The organism is Variovorax sp. GW821-FHT09D04 (genome assembly GCF_059416405.1).
In genome coordinates this window covers 1,165,329-1,183,427 of sequence record NZ_JBWKPA010000001.1, presented here as the reverse complement: position 1 = coordinate 1,183,427, position 18,099 = coordinate 1,165,329, and the positions used below count along the sequence as shown (strand labels likewise).

General features: G+C 69.6%; 18 protein-coding genes. 14 read left to right on the top strand and 4 right to left on the bottom strand.

All coding sequences use genetic code 11. The annotated features are described in order from the left end of the window. Positions 1-11 precede the first annotated feature (11 nt). A complete protein-coding gene (locus AC07O4_RS05500; RefSeq protein ID WP_492677032.1) occupies positions 12-656 on the bottom strand; it encodes a COG4648 family protein in 645 nt (214 codons plus the stop codon). A gap of 3 nt (positions 657-659) precedes the next feature. Then, positions 660-971 carry a phosphopantetheine-binding protein gene (locus AC07O4_RS05495; protein ID WP_062482694.1) on the bottom strand — a complete coding sequence of 104 codons (312 nt, stop codon included), beginning with the start codon at positions 969-971 and terminating at the stop codon, positions 660-662. Between the two features lie 102 nt (positions 972-1,073). On the opposite strand from AC07O4_RS05495, the gene AC07O4_RS05490 reads away from it, so the two are divergent. Beyond that, the gene (locus AC07O4_RS05490; RefSeq protein ID WP_307693558.1) at positions 1,074-2,585 is read left to right on the top strand and encodes a helicase HerA-like C-terminal domain-containing protein; all 1,512 of its coding nucleotides are present in this window, start codon (positions 1,074-1,076) and stop codon (positions 2,583-2,585) included. Between the two features lie 17 nt (positions 2,586-2,602). Here the strand turns inward: AC07O4_RS05490 and AC07O4_RS05485 are convergent, their stop codons facing one another. After that, entirely contained in the window at positions 2,603-3,244 is a 642-nt protein-coding gene (locus AC07O4_RS05485) for an NrsF family protein (RefSeq protein WP_495303945.1), read from the bottom strand. Next, the gene (locus AC07O4_RS05480; RefSeq protein WP_062477750.1) at positions 3,241-3,825 is read right to left on the bottom strand and encodes a sigma-70 family RNA polymerase sigma factor; all 585 of its coding nucleotides are present in this window, start codon (positions 3,823-3,825) and stop codon (positions 3,241-3,243) included. Before AC07O4_RS05480 ends, AC07O4_RS05485 begins: the two co-directional genes overlap by 4 nt. Positions 3,826-3,912: 87 nt before the next feature. On the opposite strand from AC07O4_RS05480, the gene AC07O4_RS05475 reads away from it, so the two are divergent. The 13 genes from AC07O4_RS05475 to AC07O4_RS05415 all read left to right on the top strand — a co-directional run bounded on the left by AC07O4_RS05475 (position 3,913) and on the right by AC07O4_RS05415 (position 18,093). Next, a complete protein-coding gene (locus AC07O4_RS05475) occupies positions 3,913-4,332 on the top strand; it encodes a hypothetical protein (RefSeq protein WP_495303944.1) in 420 nt (139 codons plus the stop codon). Between the two features lie 14 nt (positions 4,333-4,346). Beyond that, positions 4,347-4,814, top strand: coding sequence for a DUF6152 family protein (locus AC07O4_RS05470; protein ID WP_495303943.1), 468 nt, complete (start codon positions 4,347-4,349; stop codon positions 4,812-4,814). Positions 4,815-4,896: 82 nt separating this feature from the next. Beyond that, on the top strand, positions 4,897-6,222 hold the full coding sequence (locus AC07O4_RS05465; RefSeq protein WP_062477758.1) for a GTP cyclohydrolase II: 1,326 nt from the start codon (positions 4,897-4,899) through the stop codon (positions 6,220-6,222). Next, positions 6,219-7,622, top strand: a complete 1,404-nt coding sequence (locus AC07O4_RS05460; RefSeq protein WP_495303942.1) for a URC4/urg3 family protein — start codon at positions 6,219-6,221, stop codon at positions 7,620-7,622. Before AC07O4_RS05465 ends, AC07O4_RS05460 begins: the two co-directional genes overlap by 4 nt. A 50-nt stretch (positions 7,623-7,672) precedes the next feature. Next, on the top strand, positions 7,673-8,302 hold the full coding sequence (gene upp / locus AC07O4_RS05455; RefSeq protein WP_062477764.1) for a uracil phosphoribosyltransferase: 630 nt from the start codon (positions 7,673-7,675) through the stop codon (positions 8,300-8,302). 183 nt (positions 8,303-8,485) lie between these two features. Continuing rightward, positions 8,486-9,487: a BMP family protein gene (locus AC07O4_RS05450; RefSeq protein WP_056582550.1), complete on the top strand. Its 1,002-nt coding sequence runs from the start codon at positions 8,486-8,488 to the stop codon at positions 9,485-9,487. 33 nt (positions 9,488-9,520) lie between these two features. Further along, a complete protein-coding gene (locus tag AC07O4_RS05445; RefSeq protein WP_495303941.1) occupies positions 9,521-12,343 on the top strand; it encodes a polysaccharide deacetylase family protein in 2,823 nt (940 codons plus the stop codon). Then, entirely contained in the window at positions 12,343-13,314 is a 972-nt protein-coding gene (locus tag AC07O4_RS05440; protein WP_495303940.1) for a 5'-methylthioadenosine/S-adenosylhomocysteine nucleosidase, read from the top strand. The genes AC07O4_RS05445 and AC07O4_RS05440 overlap by 1 nt, the downstream gene beginning before the upstream one ends. Then, a complete protein-coding gene (locus tag AC07O4_RS05435; RefSeq protein WP_495303939.1) occupies positions 13,305-14,051 on the top strand; it encodes an alpha/beta fold hydrolase in 747 nt (248 codons plus the stop codon). Before AC07O4_RS05440 ends, AC07O4_RS05435 begins: the two co-directional genes overlap by 10 nt. Further along, the gene (locus tag AC07O4_RS05430) at positions 14,048-15,637 is read left to right on the top strand and encodes an ABC transporter ATP-binding protein (RefSeq protein WP_495303938.1); all 1,590 of its coding nucleotides are present in this window, start codon (positions 14,048-14,050) and stop codon (positions 15,635-15,637) included. Before AC07O4_RS05435 ends, AC07O4_RS05430 begins: the two co-directional genes overlap by 4 nt. After that, a complete protein-coding gene (locus AC07O4_RS05425; RefSeq protein WP_390349899.1) occupies positions 15,637-16,701 on the top strand; it encodes an ABC transporter permease in 1,065 nt (354 codons plus the stop codon). Before AC07O4_RS05430 ends, AC07O4_RS05425 begins: the two co-directional genes overlap by 1 nt. Beyond that, positions 16,698-17,621: an ABC transporter permease gene (locus AC07O4_RS05420; RefSeq protein ID WP_062477785.1), complete on the top strand. Its 924-nt coding sequence runs from the start codon at positions 16,698-16,700 to the stop codon at positions 17,619-17,621. Before AC07O4_RS05425 ends, AC07O4_RS05420 begins: the two co-directional genes overlap by 4 nt. A gap of 7 nt (positions 17,622-17,628) precedes the next feature. Then, complete coding sequence (locus AC07O4_RS05415; RefSeq protein ID WP_495303937.1) at positions 17,629-18,093, top strand: hypothetical protein; 465 nt, start codon at positions 17,629-17,631, stop codon at positions 18,091-18,093. Positions 18,094-18,099 lie beyond the last annotated feature (6 nt).

Below are 18,099 nucleotides of genomic sequence, written 5' to 3'. Positions count from 1 at the left end.
CTGTGCCTGTTTCATTGGCCGCCAGCGCCGTTGTCCACCGTCGAGGTGCCGTAGAACGCGCGCACCGCATCGACGAGGCGCGTGCGTTCGAATTCGGGATGCAGGCGGTAGCGCACGAGGTGCTCGCCCACGAAAAGCAGCGCCACGCTCAGCGGCGACAGCACGTTGGCCAGCAGCGACCAGGCCGAGAACGGCATCGTCAGGTAGACCACGATCGACGAGACCACCACCACGGCGAAATACACCGTCCACACCTGCGTCAGGCGCGTCGTGTACGACAGCATGTGTCCCTTCAGCGGGTGCACGCGCTGCGCGAACTGGGTGATCAGCGGCAGGCCCTTGCCGCGCAGCGTCGAGCCGAACCAGCCGCACAAGGCGCCGTTGATGCCGATGTGCTGCAGCACGTACAGGCGGTTCGTGTCGCCCGCCTCACCGAGGAAGACGAGCGAGAAGCCGCCGATGCCCAGCGCCGCCGCAATGGCCAGGCCCCAGCGGCCGAACCAGCTGGCGGCGCAGCCCATGGCGGCGATCCACAGCGGGCCGAGCAACACCACCACAGCCCAGGGCTCGGTGGCGTGGAACAGCGTCATCCAGTGGGAGAGGCCGGCATACGTGACCCCCACCAGCAGCAGGAGGACGAGTCGCCATCGGGACATGGATCAGGTGGCGCTGCGGTGCTCGGCGACGTGGGTCGCGAGCGTACGCAGCGACTGGAAGATCTGCTGGTTGCGCTCGTCGTCCGAGCGCAGCTGGAAACCATAGCGGCGCGAAACTTCGAGCGCGACTTCGAGGATGTCGATGGAGTCGAGGCCCAAACCTTCGCCGTACAGCGGGTCGGTGGGAACGATCTCTTCAGGTGCGACCTCGAGATTGAGCGCGTTCACGAGCAACACGGCCAGCTCTTTTTCGATCGGCGACTGTTCGGATGCATCGCCAGTGGCGGGAATGGGGGGCTGAGCAGTCGATGACAAAAAAACCTCCTGAACTTTTTTCCTGAACGACCGTGCGGGGTCGTGAATTATAGGAGTGGCGGTTGATTAGACTGCGCGCTTCGATACGACCCGGAGCGCCCCATGGCCGACCCCCTTCTGATCGCACGCCACGACACCATCGAGTGCACCCTCCTGCCCGGCCTGGCCAACCGCCATGGCCTGATCACCGGCGCCACCGGCACCGGCAAGACCGTCTCGCTCCAGACCATCGCCGAACAACTGTCGAACATCGGCGTGCCGGTGTTCATGGCCGACGTCAAGGGCGACTTGACCGGCATCAGCCAGAAAGGCAGCGTGGGCGAAAAACTGGCCGCCACGCTCAAGGAACGCGGCATCGACGTGCCCGAGCCCGCCGCCTGCCCCGTCACGCTGTGGGACGTGTTCGGCGAACAGGGCCACCCGGTGCGCGCCACCGTGTCCGACATGGGCCCGCTGCTGCTGGGCCGCATGCTCGACGTGAACGAAACCCAGGCCGGCGTGCTGAACCTGGTGTTCAAGATCGCCGACGACAGCGGCATGCTGCTGCTCGACCTGAAAGACCTGCGCGCCATGCTGCAGTACGTGGGCGAGAACGCAAGCCAGTTCACCACCGAGTACGGCAATATCAGCGCCGCCAGCGTGGGGGCGATCCAGCGCGGCCTGCTGCAGATCGAGACCCAGGGCGGCGACAAGTTCTTCGGCGAGCCGATGCTCAACATCACCGACTTCATGCAGACGGTGGGCGGCAAGGGGGTGGTGAACATCCTGGCGGCCGACAAGCTCATGAACTCGCCGCGCCTGTACGCCACCTTCCTGCTGTGGATGCTGTCGGAGCTGTTCGAGCAGCTGCCTGAAATCGGCGACCCCGAGAAGCCGAAGCTGGCCTTCTTCTTCGACGAGGCCCACCTGCTGTTCAACGAGGCGCCCAAGGCGCTGGTCGAACGCATCGAACTCGTGGTGCGGCTGGTGCGCTCCAAGGGTGTCGGCGTGTATTTCGTCACGCAAAACCCGCTGGACATTCCCGACTCGGTGCTGGCCCAGCTGGGCAACCGGGTGCAGCACGCGCTGCGCGCCTTCACCCCGCGCGACCAGAAGGCCGTGAAGGCCGCCGCCAGCACCATGCGCCAGAAGCCCGGCCTGGACATCGAGACCGCCATCACCGAACTCGCCGTGGGCGAGGCGCTGGTGAGCTTCCTGGACGCCAAGGGCCGTCCGAGCATCACCGAGCGCGTGTACGTGTTGCCGCCGGGCAGCCAGCTCGGCCCGATCACGCCCGAGCAGCGCAAGGCGCTGATCGCGGGCTCGCTGGTGGCGGGTGTGTACGAGAAGACGGTCGACCGCGAATCGGCCTACGAAAAGCTCAAGGGCCGCGCCGAGAGCGCCCCCGATGCACCGGCTGCCGGCGCCAAGGGCGGGGCCGCCGCGGAAGAATCGTCCGGCATGGGCGGCATGCTCAACGACATGCTCTTCGGCAGCACCGGCCCGCGCGGCGGCAAGCGCGACGGCCTCGTGCAGACCATGGCCAAGTCGGCGGTGCGCACCATGGGCACGTCGGTGGGCAAGGAGATCCTGCGCGGCGTGCTGGGCGGGATCTTCGGCAGCAAGAAGCGCTAAAAGTAGAAAGCGACTCGCTACCAGCGCAGCAGGCGCGGCCCCAGTACCGCGCCCAGCAGCACCGGCACCGCGATCCCGCTCACGTACCAGACCGCGAGGAACGGCGCGGTCAGCTCCATGCAGTGCAGCGCGTAGACCGACGCGCCCACGCCGCCGGCCAGTGCGCCGGCCGCGGCCCCGGCCAGCGCGGGCCGCGTCGGCGCCAGCCCGCGCAGCGCCACGAAGGTGGCCGCAAACACCGGCAGCGCCATGAAGCCGATGCTCAGGGCGCAGATGCGCCACGACTGGCCCATCAGCAAGGGCATGCGCTCCTCGATCGGCACCGAGAACCAGACGAACGCCGCCAGCCCCCAGATCCCCAGCACGGGCAGCACCCCGCCCCACCACGCGTGGCGCATCCGCACGCCGGGCCGGGCCAGCCGCTGCACCGTCACGAAGGCCGCCGCCGCGATGCACAGCGGAAACAGCACCTTGACCCAGAACATCGGCCAGAACATCGCCTGCACCAGGTCGGGCCGCAGCCCGTACTCGCCGAACAGGATCACGAAGGACACCGGCAGCGCGGCCAGCACCGCCAGCCCGATCCGCCCACTGGCGCTGCGCCGCGGCACCGCCACCTCGCCGGCGGCCAGCAGGTTCACGAGGTCGTCGGTCTTCATGGCGCGGCGCCTCCCCCGAACTTCGCGGCCAGGGCCTTCAGGCCCCGGTGGATGCCGACCTTCACCGCCGACTCCGACATGCCCGTGAGGCTGGCCGTCTCGGCCACCGAGAGGCCTTCGATCTTCACGTGCACGATGGGCAGGCGCTGGCGTTCGGGCAGGGTCTGCAGCAATCCGCCGAGGTCGCGCTTCGCGTCGCTGGCCTCGGTGGCCGACGCGGCGAACACGGCCAGGTCGTCGTCCAGCGGGTCATGCAGGTCTTCGCGGACCGATTTGGCGCGCAGCAGGTCGATCATCTTGTAGCGCGCAATGGCATGCACCCAGGCCGTCAGCGGCTGGTCGCTCTGGTAGGTGTGGCGCTGGTTGTGCATGGCGAGCAGGCATTCCTGGACGAGGTCTTCCACTTCATCGGGCCAGCCGAACAGGCGCTTGCCCAGAAAAGCGCGCAGGTGCGCGCTCAGTTTCTGCAGGAACTCGCGGTACGCGCCGGCGTCGCCATCGAGGCCGCGAAGGAACAGGCGGCGCAAGGCCGCTTCCGCGTCGCTCGGTGTCGTCCTGCTGCCTACGGTGTTTCGTGCCATCGGGCCGGCCGGTTACAGCCTGGTGAAAAAAGATTGCAAGGGATTGTGCCGCGCCCCCCGGGGCGAGGCTTGCGCTAAGCTGCCCCGATGCTGGCCGGACTCGTCTCGCACCCCTGGGCCTACCCGGCGCTGGAGGCGGCGCACATCGTGGGCATCGCGCTGCTGTTCGGCGGCCTGCTGATGTTCGAGCTGCGCGCCCTCGGCCTGGCCCGCGAGCTGCCGGCGCCGCTGCTGGCGCGCCTCACGTTGCGCCCCGCCCTGCTGGGCTTCGGCCTGTGCGCGCTGACCGGCCTGACCATGTTCGCAAGCCAGCCGGGCGAGTTGCTGAACAACACGGCCTTTCGCGTGAAGCTGCTGCTGATCCTGCTGGCCGGCCTCAACGCCGCCTGGTTCCACCTGCGCGGCGACCTCGGCGGGCAGAGCGGATTCGCCAGGTTTCAATGCCTCCTGTCTTTGGGGTTTTGGCTCGCTGTCATCATCTGCGGGCGCTGGATTGCCTATGTCTGACCAAGGAGAACGCGATGCTGCCTCGACGCATGTTCGTGACCGGTTCGATCGCACTGGCCCTGCCCGCCTGGGCCCACCACGGTTGGAGCAGTTTTGACCAGGAGCGCCCGCTGTACCTGGAAGGCCGCGCCACCAAGGTGAGCTGGCGCAATCCGCACGGCGAGCTGGAGATCGAGCTGCCCGAGAACCTCGCGCTGCCGCCCGACCTGAAGCAGCGGCCCCTGCCGAAGCAAAGCGCAACGGTCGACGGCGCGGCGCTGCTGGCCAAGGCGCAGTTGCCGACGCGGCGCGACCGCAAGTGGCAGATCGAGCTGGCCCCGCTCACGCGGCTACAGGCCTGGGGCGTCGAGGAGATCAAGCCCGGCACGCCGGTGGCCGTGCTGGGCTTCACCTTCACCGGCGAGAAAGGCGACGCGGTACTGCGCGCCGAGTACCTGTTCGTGCACGGCAAGACCTACGGCCTGCGCTCCTCGCCTGCATGAATGCCAGTGCGGCCAGGCCGTGCGGGCCCTCGCTTGCCAGCCGCACAAGTGCTCGGTACATTGCATTTTTTGAGGGCCTCAAATGTCTGCAGACAGTACCGCGCTCCCTTCCGCCTTGCCGACCGCGACCGGTGCCAGCCCGGCGCAGAGCCCTCCGCTCCACCCCTCGTCCTCGACCGGCCACATCCGCCTGACCTCGCATGCCGGCGGCTTCGGCGCCCTGCCCATCCACTGGGGCGCGGCCACCGCCACCGAGCGTGGCCCCGTGGTCGGCACCACCACCAAGCGCGCGCACCGCAACGTCATCGGCACGCACAGCGGCTCGTACAGCGTGTACCGCGCGCTCGCCGTGGCGGCCGGCGCCCTGAAGCGCGAACACAAGGCCGACCTCACCAACACCGCGCCCACCGACGTCATCGGCCCCTATCCGCAGTGGAGCGAGCCGGGGCGCATCGTCTCGCTCGACCCCTGGGGCGCGCTCGTGGCCGACGTGTTTTCCACCGAACTCGCGGCCGGCTACGACATCCGCCCGACCATCGCGATCACCAAGGCCCACGTGATCCTGCCCGAGGTGATCGAGGCGCTGCAAAGCGGCCGCCTCAAGGCTGACGGCCATTTCCTCACCACGGGCGGTGCGGCGATGGTGACCAAGGCGGCCATCGAACCCGTGTGGTACCTGCCCGAGGTGGCACGCCGCTTCGGCTGCTCGGAAACCGACCTGCGCCGCACGCTCTTCGAAGAGACTGGCGGCATGTACCCCGAGCTGGTCACGCGCTCCGATCTCGAGGTGTTCCTGCCGCCCATCGGCGGGCAGACGCTCTACATCTTCGGCAACCCGCGCGACCTGGCCAACCCCGACGTGGAACTCACCGCCCGCATCCACGACGAGTGCAACGGCTCCGACGTGTTCGGCTCCGACATCTGCACCTGTCGCCCCTACCTCACGCACGCGATTGAAGAGTGCATCCAGGGCGCGCAACGCGGCGGCGTGGGGCTCATCGCCTACTCGCGCAAGGAAGGCCGCGCGCTCGGCGAGGTGACCAAGTTCCTGGTCTACAACGCCCGCAAGCGCCAGGTCGGCGGCGACACGGCCGACCAGTATTTCGCGCGCACCGAGTGCGTGGCCGGCGTGCAGGACATGCGCTTCCAGGAGCTGATGCCCGACGTCTTCCACTGGCTGGGCATCAAGAAGATCCACCGCCTCGTGTCGATGAGCAACATGAAGTTCGACGCCATCACCGGCTCGGGCATCGAGATCGGCGAACGCGTGAACATTCCCGACGAACTGATCCCGGCCGACGCCCGCGTCGAGATGGACGCCAAGATGGCGGCCGGCTACTTCACCCCCGGCCCGGTGCCGGACGCAGAGGAACTGAAAAAGGCCAAGGGCCGGGGATTGAGCGAATGAGCCGAAGCACCGACATCGACCTGCCCGCCGACGGTTCCGGCAGCCTGCGCCCCGGCGGCGCGGGCGCTGTCGATCCGTCGATCGAGTTCGCGCCCGACACCGCCCACCCGGCCGGCGCCGCCACCTTGCTGCGCACCACCACCGCCATCCGCCAGCGCGCGGGCGCCCTGCTGGCGCGGGCGCGCCGCGGCGAATCGCAGTGGTTCCGCATCGGCAGCGACGACGCGCTCGAAGACGCGGCGCGCACCGTGGCCGAGGTCACGCGCGAGCGCTACCCCTGGGACACCATCCCGTATCACAGCCGCTGGCGCCACTTCGAGGCCGGCGGCGTCGACCGCCGCCTGCAGCTCGACGCGCTGCTCGGCAAAGGCCTCGACGCCCGCCAGCGCGCCCGCGCCCACATCGACCTGACGCTGGTGAGCGTGCTGCTCGACGCCGGCGCCGGCCCGACCTGGCACTACACCGAACCGGCCACCGGGCTGCGCTTCACGCGCTCCGAAGGCCTGGGCGTGGCGTGCTTCCATGCGTTCACCAGCGGGCTCTTCTCGTCCGACCCGAACCACCCGCTGCAGGCCGACGCGGCCGGCCTGCGCGGCCTCGTGACCGAGCGCCTGGGCGACGCCTTCCAGGTGAGCGAGGTCAATCCGCTGGTCGGCCTGGCCGGGCGCGCGGTGCTGCTGCGCCGCCTCGGCGAGGCCATGAGCGAACAGCCCGAGACCTTTGGCGACGACGGCCGGCCCGCCGGCCTTTTCGACGCGCTCGTGGCCCCGCTGGGCGCGGCCTCGCCGCCCACGGCCGAGATCACGGCGCACCAGATCCTGTCGCTGCTGCTCGACACCCTCTCCCACATCTGGCCCTCGGCCAACGCCATCGACAGCCTGGCGGCCGACGGCAGCGACAACGCGGGCGGCATCGGCTCGGGCGACCCGGCCTTCGCGCTGGGCGACTGCTGGCGCCACAGCGCCGTCGCCGGCCCCGGGCTCACCAACGGCTGGATGCCGTTCCACAAGCTGTCGCAGTGGCTCACGTATTCGCTGCTCGAACCCTTCGAATGGGCCGGTGTGAAGGTGCGCCACCTCGACGCGCTCACCGCCCTGCCCGAGTACCGCAACGGCGGCCTGCTGATCGACAGCGGCGTGATCGTGCCGCGCGAGCCGGCCTTTCTCACCCGCCGCTGGAAGGCCGGCGACGAGTTCATCGTCGAATGGCGCGCCCTCACCGTGGCGCTGCTCGACGAAATCGCCCCGCGCGTGCGCAAGGTGCTCGACTGCACCGAGGAAGAGCTGCCCCTGGCCTGCGTGCTCGAAGGCGGCACCTGGGCCGCGGGCCGGGTGCTGGCACAGCGCTTGCGAAACGGTGCGCCACCGCTGCAGATCGAGAGCGACGGCACCGTCTTCTAGTCTTTTAGACTCTCCTGTTTTCCGCAACGGCACACCAAAAGAAGACTCCAATGAGCAACGTCCACCTCGTCGACCACCCCCTCGTCCAGCACAAGCTCACACTGATGCGCCGCAAGGACGCCTCCACCAACAGCTTTCGCCGGCTCTTGAACGAAATCAGCATGCTGATGGCCTACGAGGTCACGCGCGACATGCCGATGCAGGACATCGAGGTCGAGACCCCGCTGGAGACCATGCAGGCCAAGGTCATCGACGGCAAGAAGGTGGTGCTGGTGTCGATCCTGCGGGCCGGCACCGGCATCCTGGACGGCATGCTCACGGTGGTGCCGGGCGCGCGCGTCGGCCACATCGGCCTGTACCGCGACCCCAAGACGCTCACGGCCGTCGAGTACTACTTCAAGATGCCCGGTGAAATGGAGAACCGCGACGTGATCGTGGTCGACCCCATGCTGGCCACTGGCAACTCGGCCGTGGCCGCGGTGGAGCGGCTGAAGGAACTCAACCCCAAGTCGATCAAGTTCGTCTGCCTGCTGACCTGCCCCGAGGGCGTGAAGACGATGCAGACCGCGCACCCCGACGTGCCGATCTACACCGCCGCCATCGACCGCGAGCTGGACAGCCATGGCTACATCCTGCCCGGCCTCGGCGACGCCGGCGACCGCATCTTCGGCACGAAGTAAGGCTCGCCCCCAGGCTTCGCGCACTTCGTGTCGCTGCTCCTTCCCCCTACCGGGGGCAACACCTGAGGCCCGGCGGAGCCGGTTCCTCGGTGTTTGCTGGAAGGGAGCCCGCCGCGAGGGCGGGCTCTGTTGGTGGGCATGGGGATTGCAGGGTGGTTCTTTCATTTCATCGAGGAGAAGACCGTGACAGCACGCCGTCAATTGATCGTTCGTTCCATCGCCGTTGCCGCAGCGCTTGCGGCGGGCGCCCCGGGCCTTGCGCTCGCGCAGGCCAAGCTCAAGGTGGCTGCCGTGTACACGGTGCCGTTCGAGCAGCAATGGGTGGGCCGCATCCACAAGGCGCTGAAGGCGGCCGAGGCGCGTGGGGAGATCGAATACAAGGCCACCGAGAACGTGAGCAATGCGGACTACGAGCGCGTGATGCGCGAGTACGCCACGGGCGGCAACCAGCTGATCCTGGGCGAGGTGTTCGGTGTGGAAGCGGCGGCGCGCAAGGTCGCGAAGGACTTCCCCAAGGTGGCGTTCCTCATGGGCTCGTCGCTGAAGCCGCAGGCGCCCAACTTCTCGGTGTTCGACAACTACATCCAGGAACCGGCCTACCTCAGCGGCATGGTCGCGGGCGGCATGACCAAGAGCAACCGCATCGGCATGGTCGGCGGCTTCCCGATTCCCGAGGTGAACCGGCTCATGAACGCGTTCATGGCGGGCGCGAAGGAAACGAACCCGAAGGTGGAGTTCAGCGTGAGCTTCATCAACAGCTGGTTCGACCCGCCGAAGGCCAAGGAAGCGGCCTTCGCGATGATCGACAAGGGCGCCGACATCATGTACGCCGAGCGCTTCGGCGTGTCGGACGCGGCCAAGGAAAAGGGCAAGCTCGCCATCGGCAACGTGATCGACACGCAGGCCCAGTACCCCGACACGGTGGTGGCCTCGGCGCTGTGGAACTTCGAGCCCTCGGCTGACCGCGCCATCAAGCTGGTGAAGGAAGGCAAGTTCGCCGCCGAAGACTACGGCGTGTACTCGCACATGAAGCACAAGGGCTCCGAGCTCGCGCCGCTGGGCACCTTCGAGAAGAAGGTGCCGGCCGACGTCGTGGCGAAGGTGAAGGCGAAGCAGGCCGACATCCTGGCCGGCAAGTTCACCGTGAAGGTGGACGACGCCCAGCCGAAGTCCACCGCCAAGTAACCAGCAGACAGACAAGCGAGCAGACCCGAACCCATGAAGCGTGCGCGATGGCAGACCGCAATCCATGGCGTGGCCATCGCGGCGTTGGCCGCCGGGCTCGCCGCCTGTCAACCTGAGCCGGCGGCCCCGGCCCCGGCGGCCGAGGTGCCTGCATCGGCCGCCTCGGCACCCGCTGCCGTCGCACCGCCGGTGGTCGCAGCGCCGGTCGGCATTCCAGCCGCGCTGCAGGCGCGCGCCGACGCCCTGCTCGCCGCGCACCGCCAGATGATCGTGCTGATGACCGGCGAGCGTGCGCTCGAGGCGGCCGAGAAGCGCGCCGTCAGCGCCGTCGGGCAGCAGCTGTTCCACGAGATGCAGGAGCGCCAGCAGGCGCTGATCGCCCAGGCCGCGGACATGACGGACCCCGCCGCGGTGGCGGGCCTGAACGCGCTGCTCGACCGCATCGAGAGCGAGCCGAGCTGGTTCGATGCCGACCGGCTGGCGTTCAAGGAGTTCCTGTTCGAGCTGAGCACGCGCTACAGCCAGGCGCAGTCGCTGTCCGGGCTCAAGCTCGGCCGGCGCGCCAGCGAAGACCTGGCCGTGCTCGCCGAGATCGAGCAGGCCTACGACCGCGAGCTGAAAGACGTGTTCGGCCGATTCGCCCAGCGCGGCATCGAGCCCAAGCGCGAGAAGTGGGCCGACTACGTGGCCAAGCTGCAGGGCCTGTATTCGCGCGAGCAGATCCTGAAGGACTTCGGCGCCATCGTCCCCTACACGCAGCCCCCGGGCGGCGCCAAGGAAAAAGAGAGCGCGGACGCACGCGAGATCTTCGGCACCTCGCTGCCCGCCAAGACCGTCGTGCTGACCTTCGACGACGGCCCGCACGCCAAACACACCGACGAGATCCTGGAGATATTGAAGCGCTACGACGCGCCCGCCATTTTCTTCCAGCTCGGGCGCAACCTGGGCAAGCTCGACGCGCAGGGCAAGGCCCAGCTCAGCGCCACCGGCGCGGCGGCCAAGCGCGTGCTGGCCGCCGGCCACGTGCTCGCCAACCACAGCTTCAGCCACGGCATGATGGCCAAGATGACGGACGACGCGGTGCGCGTGGAAGCCAGCGAAACCGAGGCGCTGCTCGACGCCACCGGCCGGCCGCAGTCCACCCTCTTTCGCTTTCCGTACGGCGCACGCAACGAGGCCAAGCTGAGCACGGTCGAGGCGCTCAAGCTGCGCTCCATGATGTGGACCGTCGACTCGATGGACTGGGCCGACCCGGTGCCCAAGTCGATCGCCGACCGCGTGCTGGCCGAAGTCGACAAGGCCAAGCGCGGCGTCATCCTGTTCCACGACATCCAGGGCCGCACCGTGCAGGCCCTGCCCACGGTGCTCGACCAGCTGGTGGCCGACGGCTACCGCTTCGCCACCTGGCGCGACGGCAAGTTCGTCGTGAGCGCCTCGAAAAAGACCGCGCCCGACGACGGCGTGGCCGCCACCTCGGGCGACACGCTCTACCGCGAGAGCCACGCGCTGGTGATCGGCATCGACAAGTACGCCAAATGGCCCGGCCTGCACCACGCGGTGCCCGACGCCAAGGCCATGGAGCAGCTGCTCATGACGCGCTTCGGCTTCAAGCCCGAGAACATCACGGCGCTGTACGACGACCAGGCCACGCGCGCCAACATCCTGCGCGCGCTGAACGAAAAACTGACCGACGGCAAGCGCGTGAAGCGCGACGACCGCGTGCTGGTGTTCTTTGCCGGCCACGGCAGCACCCGCAAGCTCGCGAGCGGGCGCGACGTCGGCTACATCGTGCCGGTCGACGCCACGCTGGACAACCTGCCGTCCGACGCCATCTCGATGCCGCAGCTGCAGGAAGTGGCCGAGGCGCTGTCGGCCAAGCACGTGCTGTTCCTCGTGGACGCCTGCTACTCGGGCCTGGGCCTCACGCGCGGCGGCGCGGCGCAGGGCAACAGGAACTTCCTGACCGACAACGCGCGCCGCATCGGCCGCCAGATGCTCACCGCCGGCGGCGCCGACCAGCAGGTGGCCGACGACGGCCCCGGCGGCCACTCGGTCTTCACCTGGACGATGCTGCAGGCGCTGTCGGGCAAGGCCGACCTGAACGGCGACAACGTCATCACCGGCACCGAACTCGCGGCCTACGTCGCGCCGGCGGTCTCGGCCATCGCGCGGCAGACGCCGGCCTTCGGCAGCCTGCCGGGCTCGGAGGGCGGCGAGTTCGTGTTCGCGCTGCCCGTCGAGCGCGAAGGCCTCAGCGGCGACAGCCTGCAGCTCGACGCCGCCGCCAGCCAGGTCAACAAGCGCATCGACCAGGCCAACGAGCAGGCCGTGCATGCGGCGGCCACACCCAAGGCGGCCAAGGCGGCCAAGGCCGGCCCGGCTGCCGTCGAAGTGGTGGTGAAGAACCTCGAAGGCGCCGACACCAAGCTGACCATGCCGGCCGCCGCGCCGCTCACGCCGCGCGTGGCCGCGCAGCGCGCCAACGACCGCGGCCTGCAGCTGTACCGCGAGCGCCGCTACGACGAGGCCGAAGCCGCCTTCACCGAGGCGCTGAAGCTGCAGCCGCGCTTTGCACTGGCGGCCAACAACCTGGGCTTCGTGTACTTCAAGCGCGGCAAGCCGGTCGAGGCCGCGCGCTGGTTCGAGCAGGCCATCGACATGGACGGCAGCCGCGCCCTCGCCTACCTGAACCTGGGCGACGCCTACCTGCAGGCCGGCAACGACGCCAAGGCGCTCGCCGCCTACACCACCTTCGTCGGCCTGGCACCGAAGCACGCGCGCGTCGCCGCGCTGCAAGCCTGGATCGCCACGCCCGACGCCGCACACCGCCCCTCACTCCCGCCCACCAACTCCTGATGACCATGACGAACACTTCCTCGCTTCTCCAGCGCCTGCGCGGCCCGGTCCTGGCCGCCGCGCTCGGCCTCGTGCTGACGGGCTGCGTCGGCGTCTACAAGTCGGACGTCGTCAGCATCAACAGCAGCACGCGGCTGGACGACACGCCGCGCCTGGCCGTGATCTCGGCCTTCGAGCCCGAGCTCAAGCTGCTGCTCACGCGCCTGCAGGGCCCCCGCAAACACAGCGTGAACGGTGTCGAGTTCACCACCGGCACGCTCGAAGGCAAGCCCGTGGTGCTGTTTCTCTCGGGCATCAGCATGACGAACGCGACCATGAACACGCAGCTCGTGCTCAACCGCTTTCGCATCACCGGCATCGTGTTCAGCGGCATCGCGGGCGGCGTGAACCCGTCGCTGCACGTGGGCGACGTGACGGTGCCGGCCCAGTGGGGCCAGTACCTCGAGGTGCTCATGGCGCGCGAGACCGCGCCCGGCAAGTACAGCGCGCCGCCCTTCATCACCGACGCCACGCTGCCCAACTTCGGCATGAACTTCCCGCGCCCGGTCGAGGTGCGCTCGGCCGCCAAGCCGGGCATCGAGCGCAAGTTCTGGTTCGCGGCCGATCCGAAGATGCTCGAGGTGGCGCGCAGCATCCGCAACGTCGAGCTGGCGAACTGCGGCGCGGGCAAGTGCCTGCCGCGCAAGCCGCAGCTGATGGTGGGCGGCAACGGCGTGTCGGGCCAGGCCTTCATGGACAACAAGGCGTACCGCGAATACACCTACAAGACCTTCCAGGCCAACGTGCTCGACATGGAAACCGCCGCCGTGGGCATGGTCGCCTACAGCAACGGCGTGCCCTACATCGCCTTCCGCTCGCTCAGCGACCTCGCGGGCGGCGGCGACGGCGAGAACGAGATGGGCACCTTCATGAGCATCGCGGCCGACAACTCGGCCAAGGTCATGCTGGCCTTCCTGGCCGCGTGGAAGTGACGGTGGCGCCCGGGCGCCTGCCTCGTCTTGTCTTGCTGCCGGGCATGGACGGCACCGGCGATCTCTTCGCGCCGCTGGCGCAGGCCCTGGGGCCGCAGGCCACCATCGACGTCGTGCGCTACCCGGGCCGCCAGGTGCTGGGCTACGACGAACTCGAGCCGCTGGTGCGTGCGCAACTGCCGACGCAGCAGCCTTTTGTGCTGCTCGGCGAATCGTTTTCCGGGCCGCTGGCCATCTCCCTCGCGGCCTCGCGCCCGCCGGGGCTGCGCGGCCTCATCCTGTGCTGCAGCTTCGCGCGCCGGCCCGCGCCCGGCCTGGCGCTGATGCGCGCGGGCCTGCTCGACCTGTCGATGCGCCTGCTGCATTCGAAGTTCATGCGCGCGCCGATGCGGCACCTGCTGCTGGGCGGCTCGGCGTCGCCGCACCTGTCGGACATGCTCCAGGCTTCGCTGAAGCAGGTGTCGGTCGCCGTCATGACCCACCGCATGAAGGAAGTGCAGCGCGTGGACGTGCGCGACAAGCTGCCGTTGGTGCGTGTGCCGGCGATGTACCTGCAGGCGCTGCAGGACCGCGTGGTGCCGCGCCGCGCGGTGGCCGCCATTCAGCGCGGGTTGTCGGCGTTGCACCTGGTGCAGCTCGACGGCCCCCACGGCCTGCTGCAGGCCTCGCCCGCCGCCTCCGCCCGGGCCATCGAGAATTTCTGCCGCGACCTGCCGTCGCCACCTGTCTGCCCATGAACCCCACCGTGCTCCGCCTCCAGGGCATCACCAAGCGCTTCGGCCCGCTCGTGGCCAACGACGCCATCTCCCTCGACCTGCAGGCCGGCGAAGTGCTCGCGCTGCTCGGCGAGAACGGCGCTGGCAAGTCGACGCTGATGTCGATCCTGTTCGGCCACTACGTCGCCGACGAAGGCCGCATCGAAGTCTTCGGCTCGCCCCTGCCGCCCGGCAACCCCAAGGCCGCGCTGGCCGCCGGCGTCGGCATGGTGCACCAGCACTTCACGCTGGCCGACAACCTCAGCGTGCTCGACAACGTGACGATGGGCACCGAGCCGCTGTGGCGCCCGGTCTCGCGCCGTGCGGCGGCCCGCGCGCGGCTGCTCGAGGTGGCCCAGCGCTTCGGCCTGCCGGTGCAGCCCGACGCGACCATCGGCAGCCTCTCGGTCGGCGAGCGCCAGCGCGTCGAAATCCTCAAGGCGCTGTACCGCGGCGCGCGCATCCTGATCCTCGATGAGCCCACGGCCGTGCTCACGCCGCAGGAGAGCGAGGCGCTCTTCGCCACGCTCGCGCAGATGGTGGCGCAGGGCCTGTCGGTGATCTTCATCAGCCACAAGCTCGGCGAGGTGCTGCGCGTGTCGCAGCGCATCGCGGTGCTGCGCGGCGGCAAGCTGGTCGCCGAAGCGCGCACGGCCGACACCACGCAGGCGCAGCTCGCGCTGTGGATGGTCGGCCATGCTGTCGAGGCGCCGCAGCGCCGGCCCGCCAAGTCGGTGGGCGACGCGGTGTGCGTGCTCGACCACGTGAGCACCGCATCGACCAAAGACGGCGGGCAGGACCGCCTGCGCGAGGTGTCGCTCACGCTGCGCGCGGGCGAGATCACCGCCATCGCGGGCGTCTCCGGCAACGGCCAGGTCGCGCTGGCCGAGCTGCTGAGCGGCACGCGCCGCGCCGTCTCCGGCAGCGCGCAGTTCATGGGCCGCGCGCTGCCGCCCTCGCCCGCCCGGCTGGTGCAGCGCGGCGTGGCGCGCATCCCCGAAGACCGACACGCGGTCGGCGTGGTCGGCGACCTGCCGGTGTGGGAGAACGCCGTGTCCGAGCGGCTGCGCAGCCCGGTGTTCTCGCGCTGGTCGTTCATCGTCCGGCGCGCCGCGGCGCGGCTGCACGCCCGGCGCATCGAGAAAGCCTTCGACGTGCGCGGTGCCGGCCTGATGTCGCCGGCCCGTTCGCTCTCGGGCGGCAACATGCAGAAACTGATCCTGGGGCGGGCGCTGCTGGCGCCCGAGCAAGTGGAACAAGACACCGACAACAAGAAATACCCGAACCGCGCTCCGCGCCTCATCGTCGCGCACCAGCCGACCTGGGGCCTGGACATCGGCGCGGTCGCCTATGTGCAGCAGCAGCTCATTGCCGCGCGCGATGCCGGTGCGGCGGTGCTGGTGATTTCGGACGACCTCGACGAAGTGCTCGCGCTCGGCGACCGCGTGACCGTGATGCACGGCGGCCACCTCGGCGAAGCGCGCCCGGCCGCAGCCTGGACGCGCGAGGCCATCGGCTTGGCGATGGCCGGCGCCACGGCGCCGCAACGCCCGGGAGCCGCCGCATGATGCGCCTCGAACGACGCCACGAAAGCTCGCGCGCCGCGCTGGTGCTGGCCCCCATCGGCGCGGTCGTGTTCACGCTGCTGGTGAGCGCGCTGCTCGTGCGCTGGGCCGGCGCGCCGGTCGGGCGCACTTACGCGCTGCTGCTGCAGGGCGGCTTCGGCTCGGTATTCGCGTGGAGCGAGACGCTGACGCGGGCCATTCCACTGATCCTCACCGGCCTGGCCGCGACGGTCGCGTTCAAGGCGCGGCTCTTCAACATCGGCGCCGAGGGGCAGCTGTTCGCGGGCGCGCTCGCTGCCGTGGCCGTGGGCGGCATGCACGGCGGCACGGGCTTCGAGCTGTCGCCCTGGGTGCTGTTCCCGCTGATGATGCTGGCCGCAGCGGTGGCCGGCGCGCTGATGCTGCTGGGCCCGGCGCTCATGAAGAACAAGCTCGGCGTCGACGAAGTGGTCACCACGCTGCTCATCAACTTCATCGTGCTGCTGGGCGTGTCGGCGCTGCTCGACGGGCCGATGAAAGACCCGACGGCCATGGGCTGGCCGCAGAGCGTGTCGCTGCAGTCCGACCTGGAGCTGGGCAAGCTCATCGCGCAGACGCGCGTGCACACCGGGCTGCTGTGGGCCGTGTCGCTCGCGGTGATCGTGTGGGCGATCTTCAAGTACACGGTGCTGGGTTTCGACATCCGCGCGGTGGGCGCCAATGCCCGCGCCGCCGCCTTCGCCGGCGTGCCGGTCACGCGCACCGTGGTGATGGTGGCGCTGCTCTCGGGCGCGCTGGCCGGGCTGGCCGGCGCCATCGAGGTGGCGGGCCGCACCAGCTACGTCACGCTCGACATGTCGCCGGGCTACGGCTACACGGGCATCGTGATCGCGATGCTCGCCGGCCTGCACCCGCTGGGCGTGATCGCTGCCGGCGTGTTCGTGGCCGGCGTGCTGGTCGGCGCCGACACCATGAGCCGCGCCGTGGGCGTGCCGACCTACATCGCCGACGTGATCGTCGCGGCCTCGCTGATCGCGGTGCTGGTGGCCACGCTGCTCACGCAGTACCGCGTGCGAGTGACGAAATGACCGATCTGCTCGACATTCTTTCCAACCCCGCCTTCTGGGTCGCGGTGCTGCGCATCGCCACGCCGCTCATCCTGGGCACGCTGGGCGTGCTGCTGTGCGAGCGCGCGGGCGTGCTCAACCTGGGCATCGAGGGGATCATGGTCGCGGGCGCCTTCACCGGCTGGCTCGCGGTGTATGCCGGCGCGCCGCTGTGGGCCGGCGTCGGCGTGGCCGCGCTCACGGGCATGGTGTTCGGATTGCTGCACGCCTTCCTGACCGTCGGGCTCGCGCTGTCGCAGCACGTCTCGGGGCTGGGCATCACGCTCTTGGCCACGGCGCTGAGCTACTTCGGCTACCGCGTGAGCTTTCCGAAGGTGAACACGCCGCCGACCATCACGCCCTTCGCGCCGATGGACTGGCTGCCCGTGCCGATCCTCGGCGCGCAGACCGCGCTCACGCTGTTCGCGCTGCTGCTGGTGCCGGCGGTGGCCTGGGTGCTGTACCGCACGCCGCTGGGCCTGGCGCTGCGCATGGTGGGCGAGAACCCGCAGGCGGCCGAAAGCCAGGGCGTGTCGGTCGCGGCCACGCGCACCGGCGCCATCGTGGCGGGCTCGGCGCTGATGGGCGTGGCCGGCGCGTTCCTCACGCTGTCGGCCTTCAACGCCTTCTTCTTCAACATGGTGAACGGGCGCGGCTGGATCTGCGTGGCGCTGGTGGTGTTCGCCTCGTGGCGGCCCGGCAAGGCCCTGCTCGGCGCGTTGCTGTTCGCCTTCTTCGACGCGCTGCAGCTGCGGCTGCAACAATCGGGCGATGCCGTGCTGCCTTACCAGCTGTACCTGATGCTGCCCTACCTGCTGTCGATCCTGGCGCTGGTGCTGGTGGCGCGCAAGGCCAGCTACCCGCAGGCGCTGATGAAACCCTACCGCAAGGGAGAACGCTGACATGCCGATGACGCGGCCCCGCCTTTGTCGCCTGCTGGCCACCGCGCTGCTCGCCCTGGCCGGCAATGGCGCTCATGCATTGGGTGCCGACTACGGCCCCGAGCGCTTCGCCACCCACGACGCCGTCACCTGGGTGCAGACCTGCGGCACCTGGGGCCCCGACCACCACGGCACCTACCGCGTGATCCACGCCGAAGCCTTCGCGCAGTCGTTCCTCTACGTGCAGTGGATGGCGCGCGGCGAAGCCGACCGCAGCTACAGCCTCTACGCCGTACACACGACCGCCATCGCCGAGCTCGACAACGACCACGCGGAGATTTCCCTGAGCGAACTCACCTGTCGCGCCACGCCGCGCGGCATCGTGGTGACGGCCAAGGCCGACTCGGGCCACGACGACAAGCTGCGCCGCGTGACCATCGAGGTCGGGCCGGCCGCAGGGCAATACCGCTTCCGCGCGCAGCGCACGCGCTGAGCGCCC

Excerpts from the sequence above, each read along its gene's own strand:
- AC07O4_RS05480 (WP_062477750.1), bottom strand. The coding sequence starts at position 3,825 with ATGGCACGAAACACCGTAGGCAGCAGGACGACACCGAGCGACGCGGAA.
- AC07O4_RS05440 (WP_495303940.1), top strand. The coding sequence starts at position 12,343 with ATGACCATGACGAACACTTCCTCGCTTCTCCAGCGCCTGCGCGGCCCG.
- AC07O4_RS05475 (WP_495303944.1), top strand. The coding sequence starts at position 3,913 with ATGCTGGCCGGACTCGTCTCGCACCCCTGGGCCTACCCGGCGCTGGAG.
- AC07O4_RS05425 (WP_390349899.1), top strand. The coding sequence starts at position 15,637 with ATGCGCCTCGAACGACGCCACGAAAGCTCGCGCGCCGCGCTGGTGCTG.
- AC07O4_RS05420 (WP_062477785.1), top strand. The coding sequence starts at position 16,698 with ATGACCGATCTGCTCGACATTCTTTCCAACCCCGCCTTCTGGGTCGCG.
- upp (WP_062477764.1), top strand. The coding sequence starts at position 7,673 with ATGAGCAACGTCCACCTCGTCGACCACCCCCTCGTCCAGCACAAGCTC.
- AC07O4_RS05485 (WP_495303945.1), bottom strand. The coding sequence starts at position 3,244 with ATGAAGACCGACGACCTCGTGAACCTGCTGGCCGCCGGCGAGGTGGCG.
- AC07O4_RS05500 (WP_492677032.1), bottom strand. The coding sequence starts at position 656 with ATGTCCCGATGGCGACTCGTCCTCCTGCTGCTGGTGGGGGTCACGTAT.
- AC07O4_RS05490 (WP_307693558.1), top strand. The coding sequence starts at position 1,074 with ATGGCCGACCCCCTTCTGATCGCACGCCACGACACCATCGAGTGCACC.
- AC07O4_RS05445 (WP_495303941.1), top strand. The coding sequence starts at position 9,521 with ATGAAGCGTGCGCGATGGCAGACCGCAATCCATGGCGTGGCCATCGCG.
- AC07O4_RS05430 (WP_495303938.1), top strand. The coding sequence starts at position 14,048 with ATGAACCCCACCGTGCTCCGCCTCCAGGGCATCACCAAGCGCTTCGGC.
- AC07O4_RS05465 (WP_062477758.1), top strand. The coding sequence starts at position 4,897 with ATGTCTGCAGACAGTACCGCGCTCCCTTCCGCCTTGCCGACCGCGACC.
- AC07O4_RS05470 (WP_495303943.1), top strand. The coding sequence starts at position 4,347 with ATGCTGCCTCGACGCATGTTCGTGACCGGTTCGATCGCACTGGCCCTG.
- AC07O4_RS05415 (WP_495303937.1), top strand. The coding sequence starts at position 17,629 with ATGACGCGGCCCCGCCTTTGTCGCCTGCTGGCCACCGCGCTGCTCGCC.
- AC07O4_RS05460 (WP_495303942.1), top strand. The coding sequence starts at position 6,219 with ATGAGCCGAAGCACCGACATCGACCTGCCCGCCGACGGTTCCGGCAGC.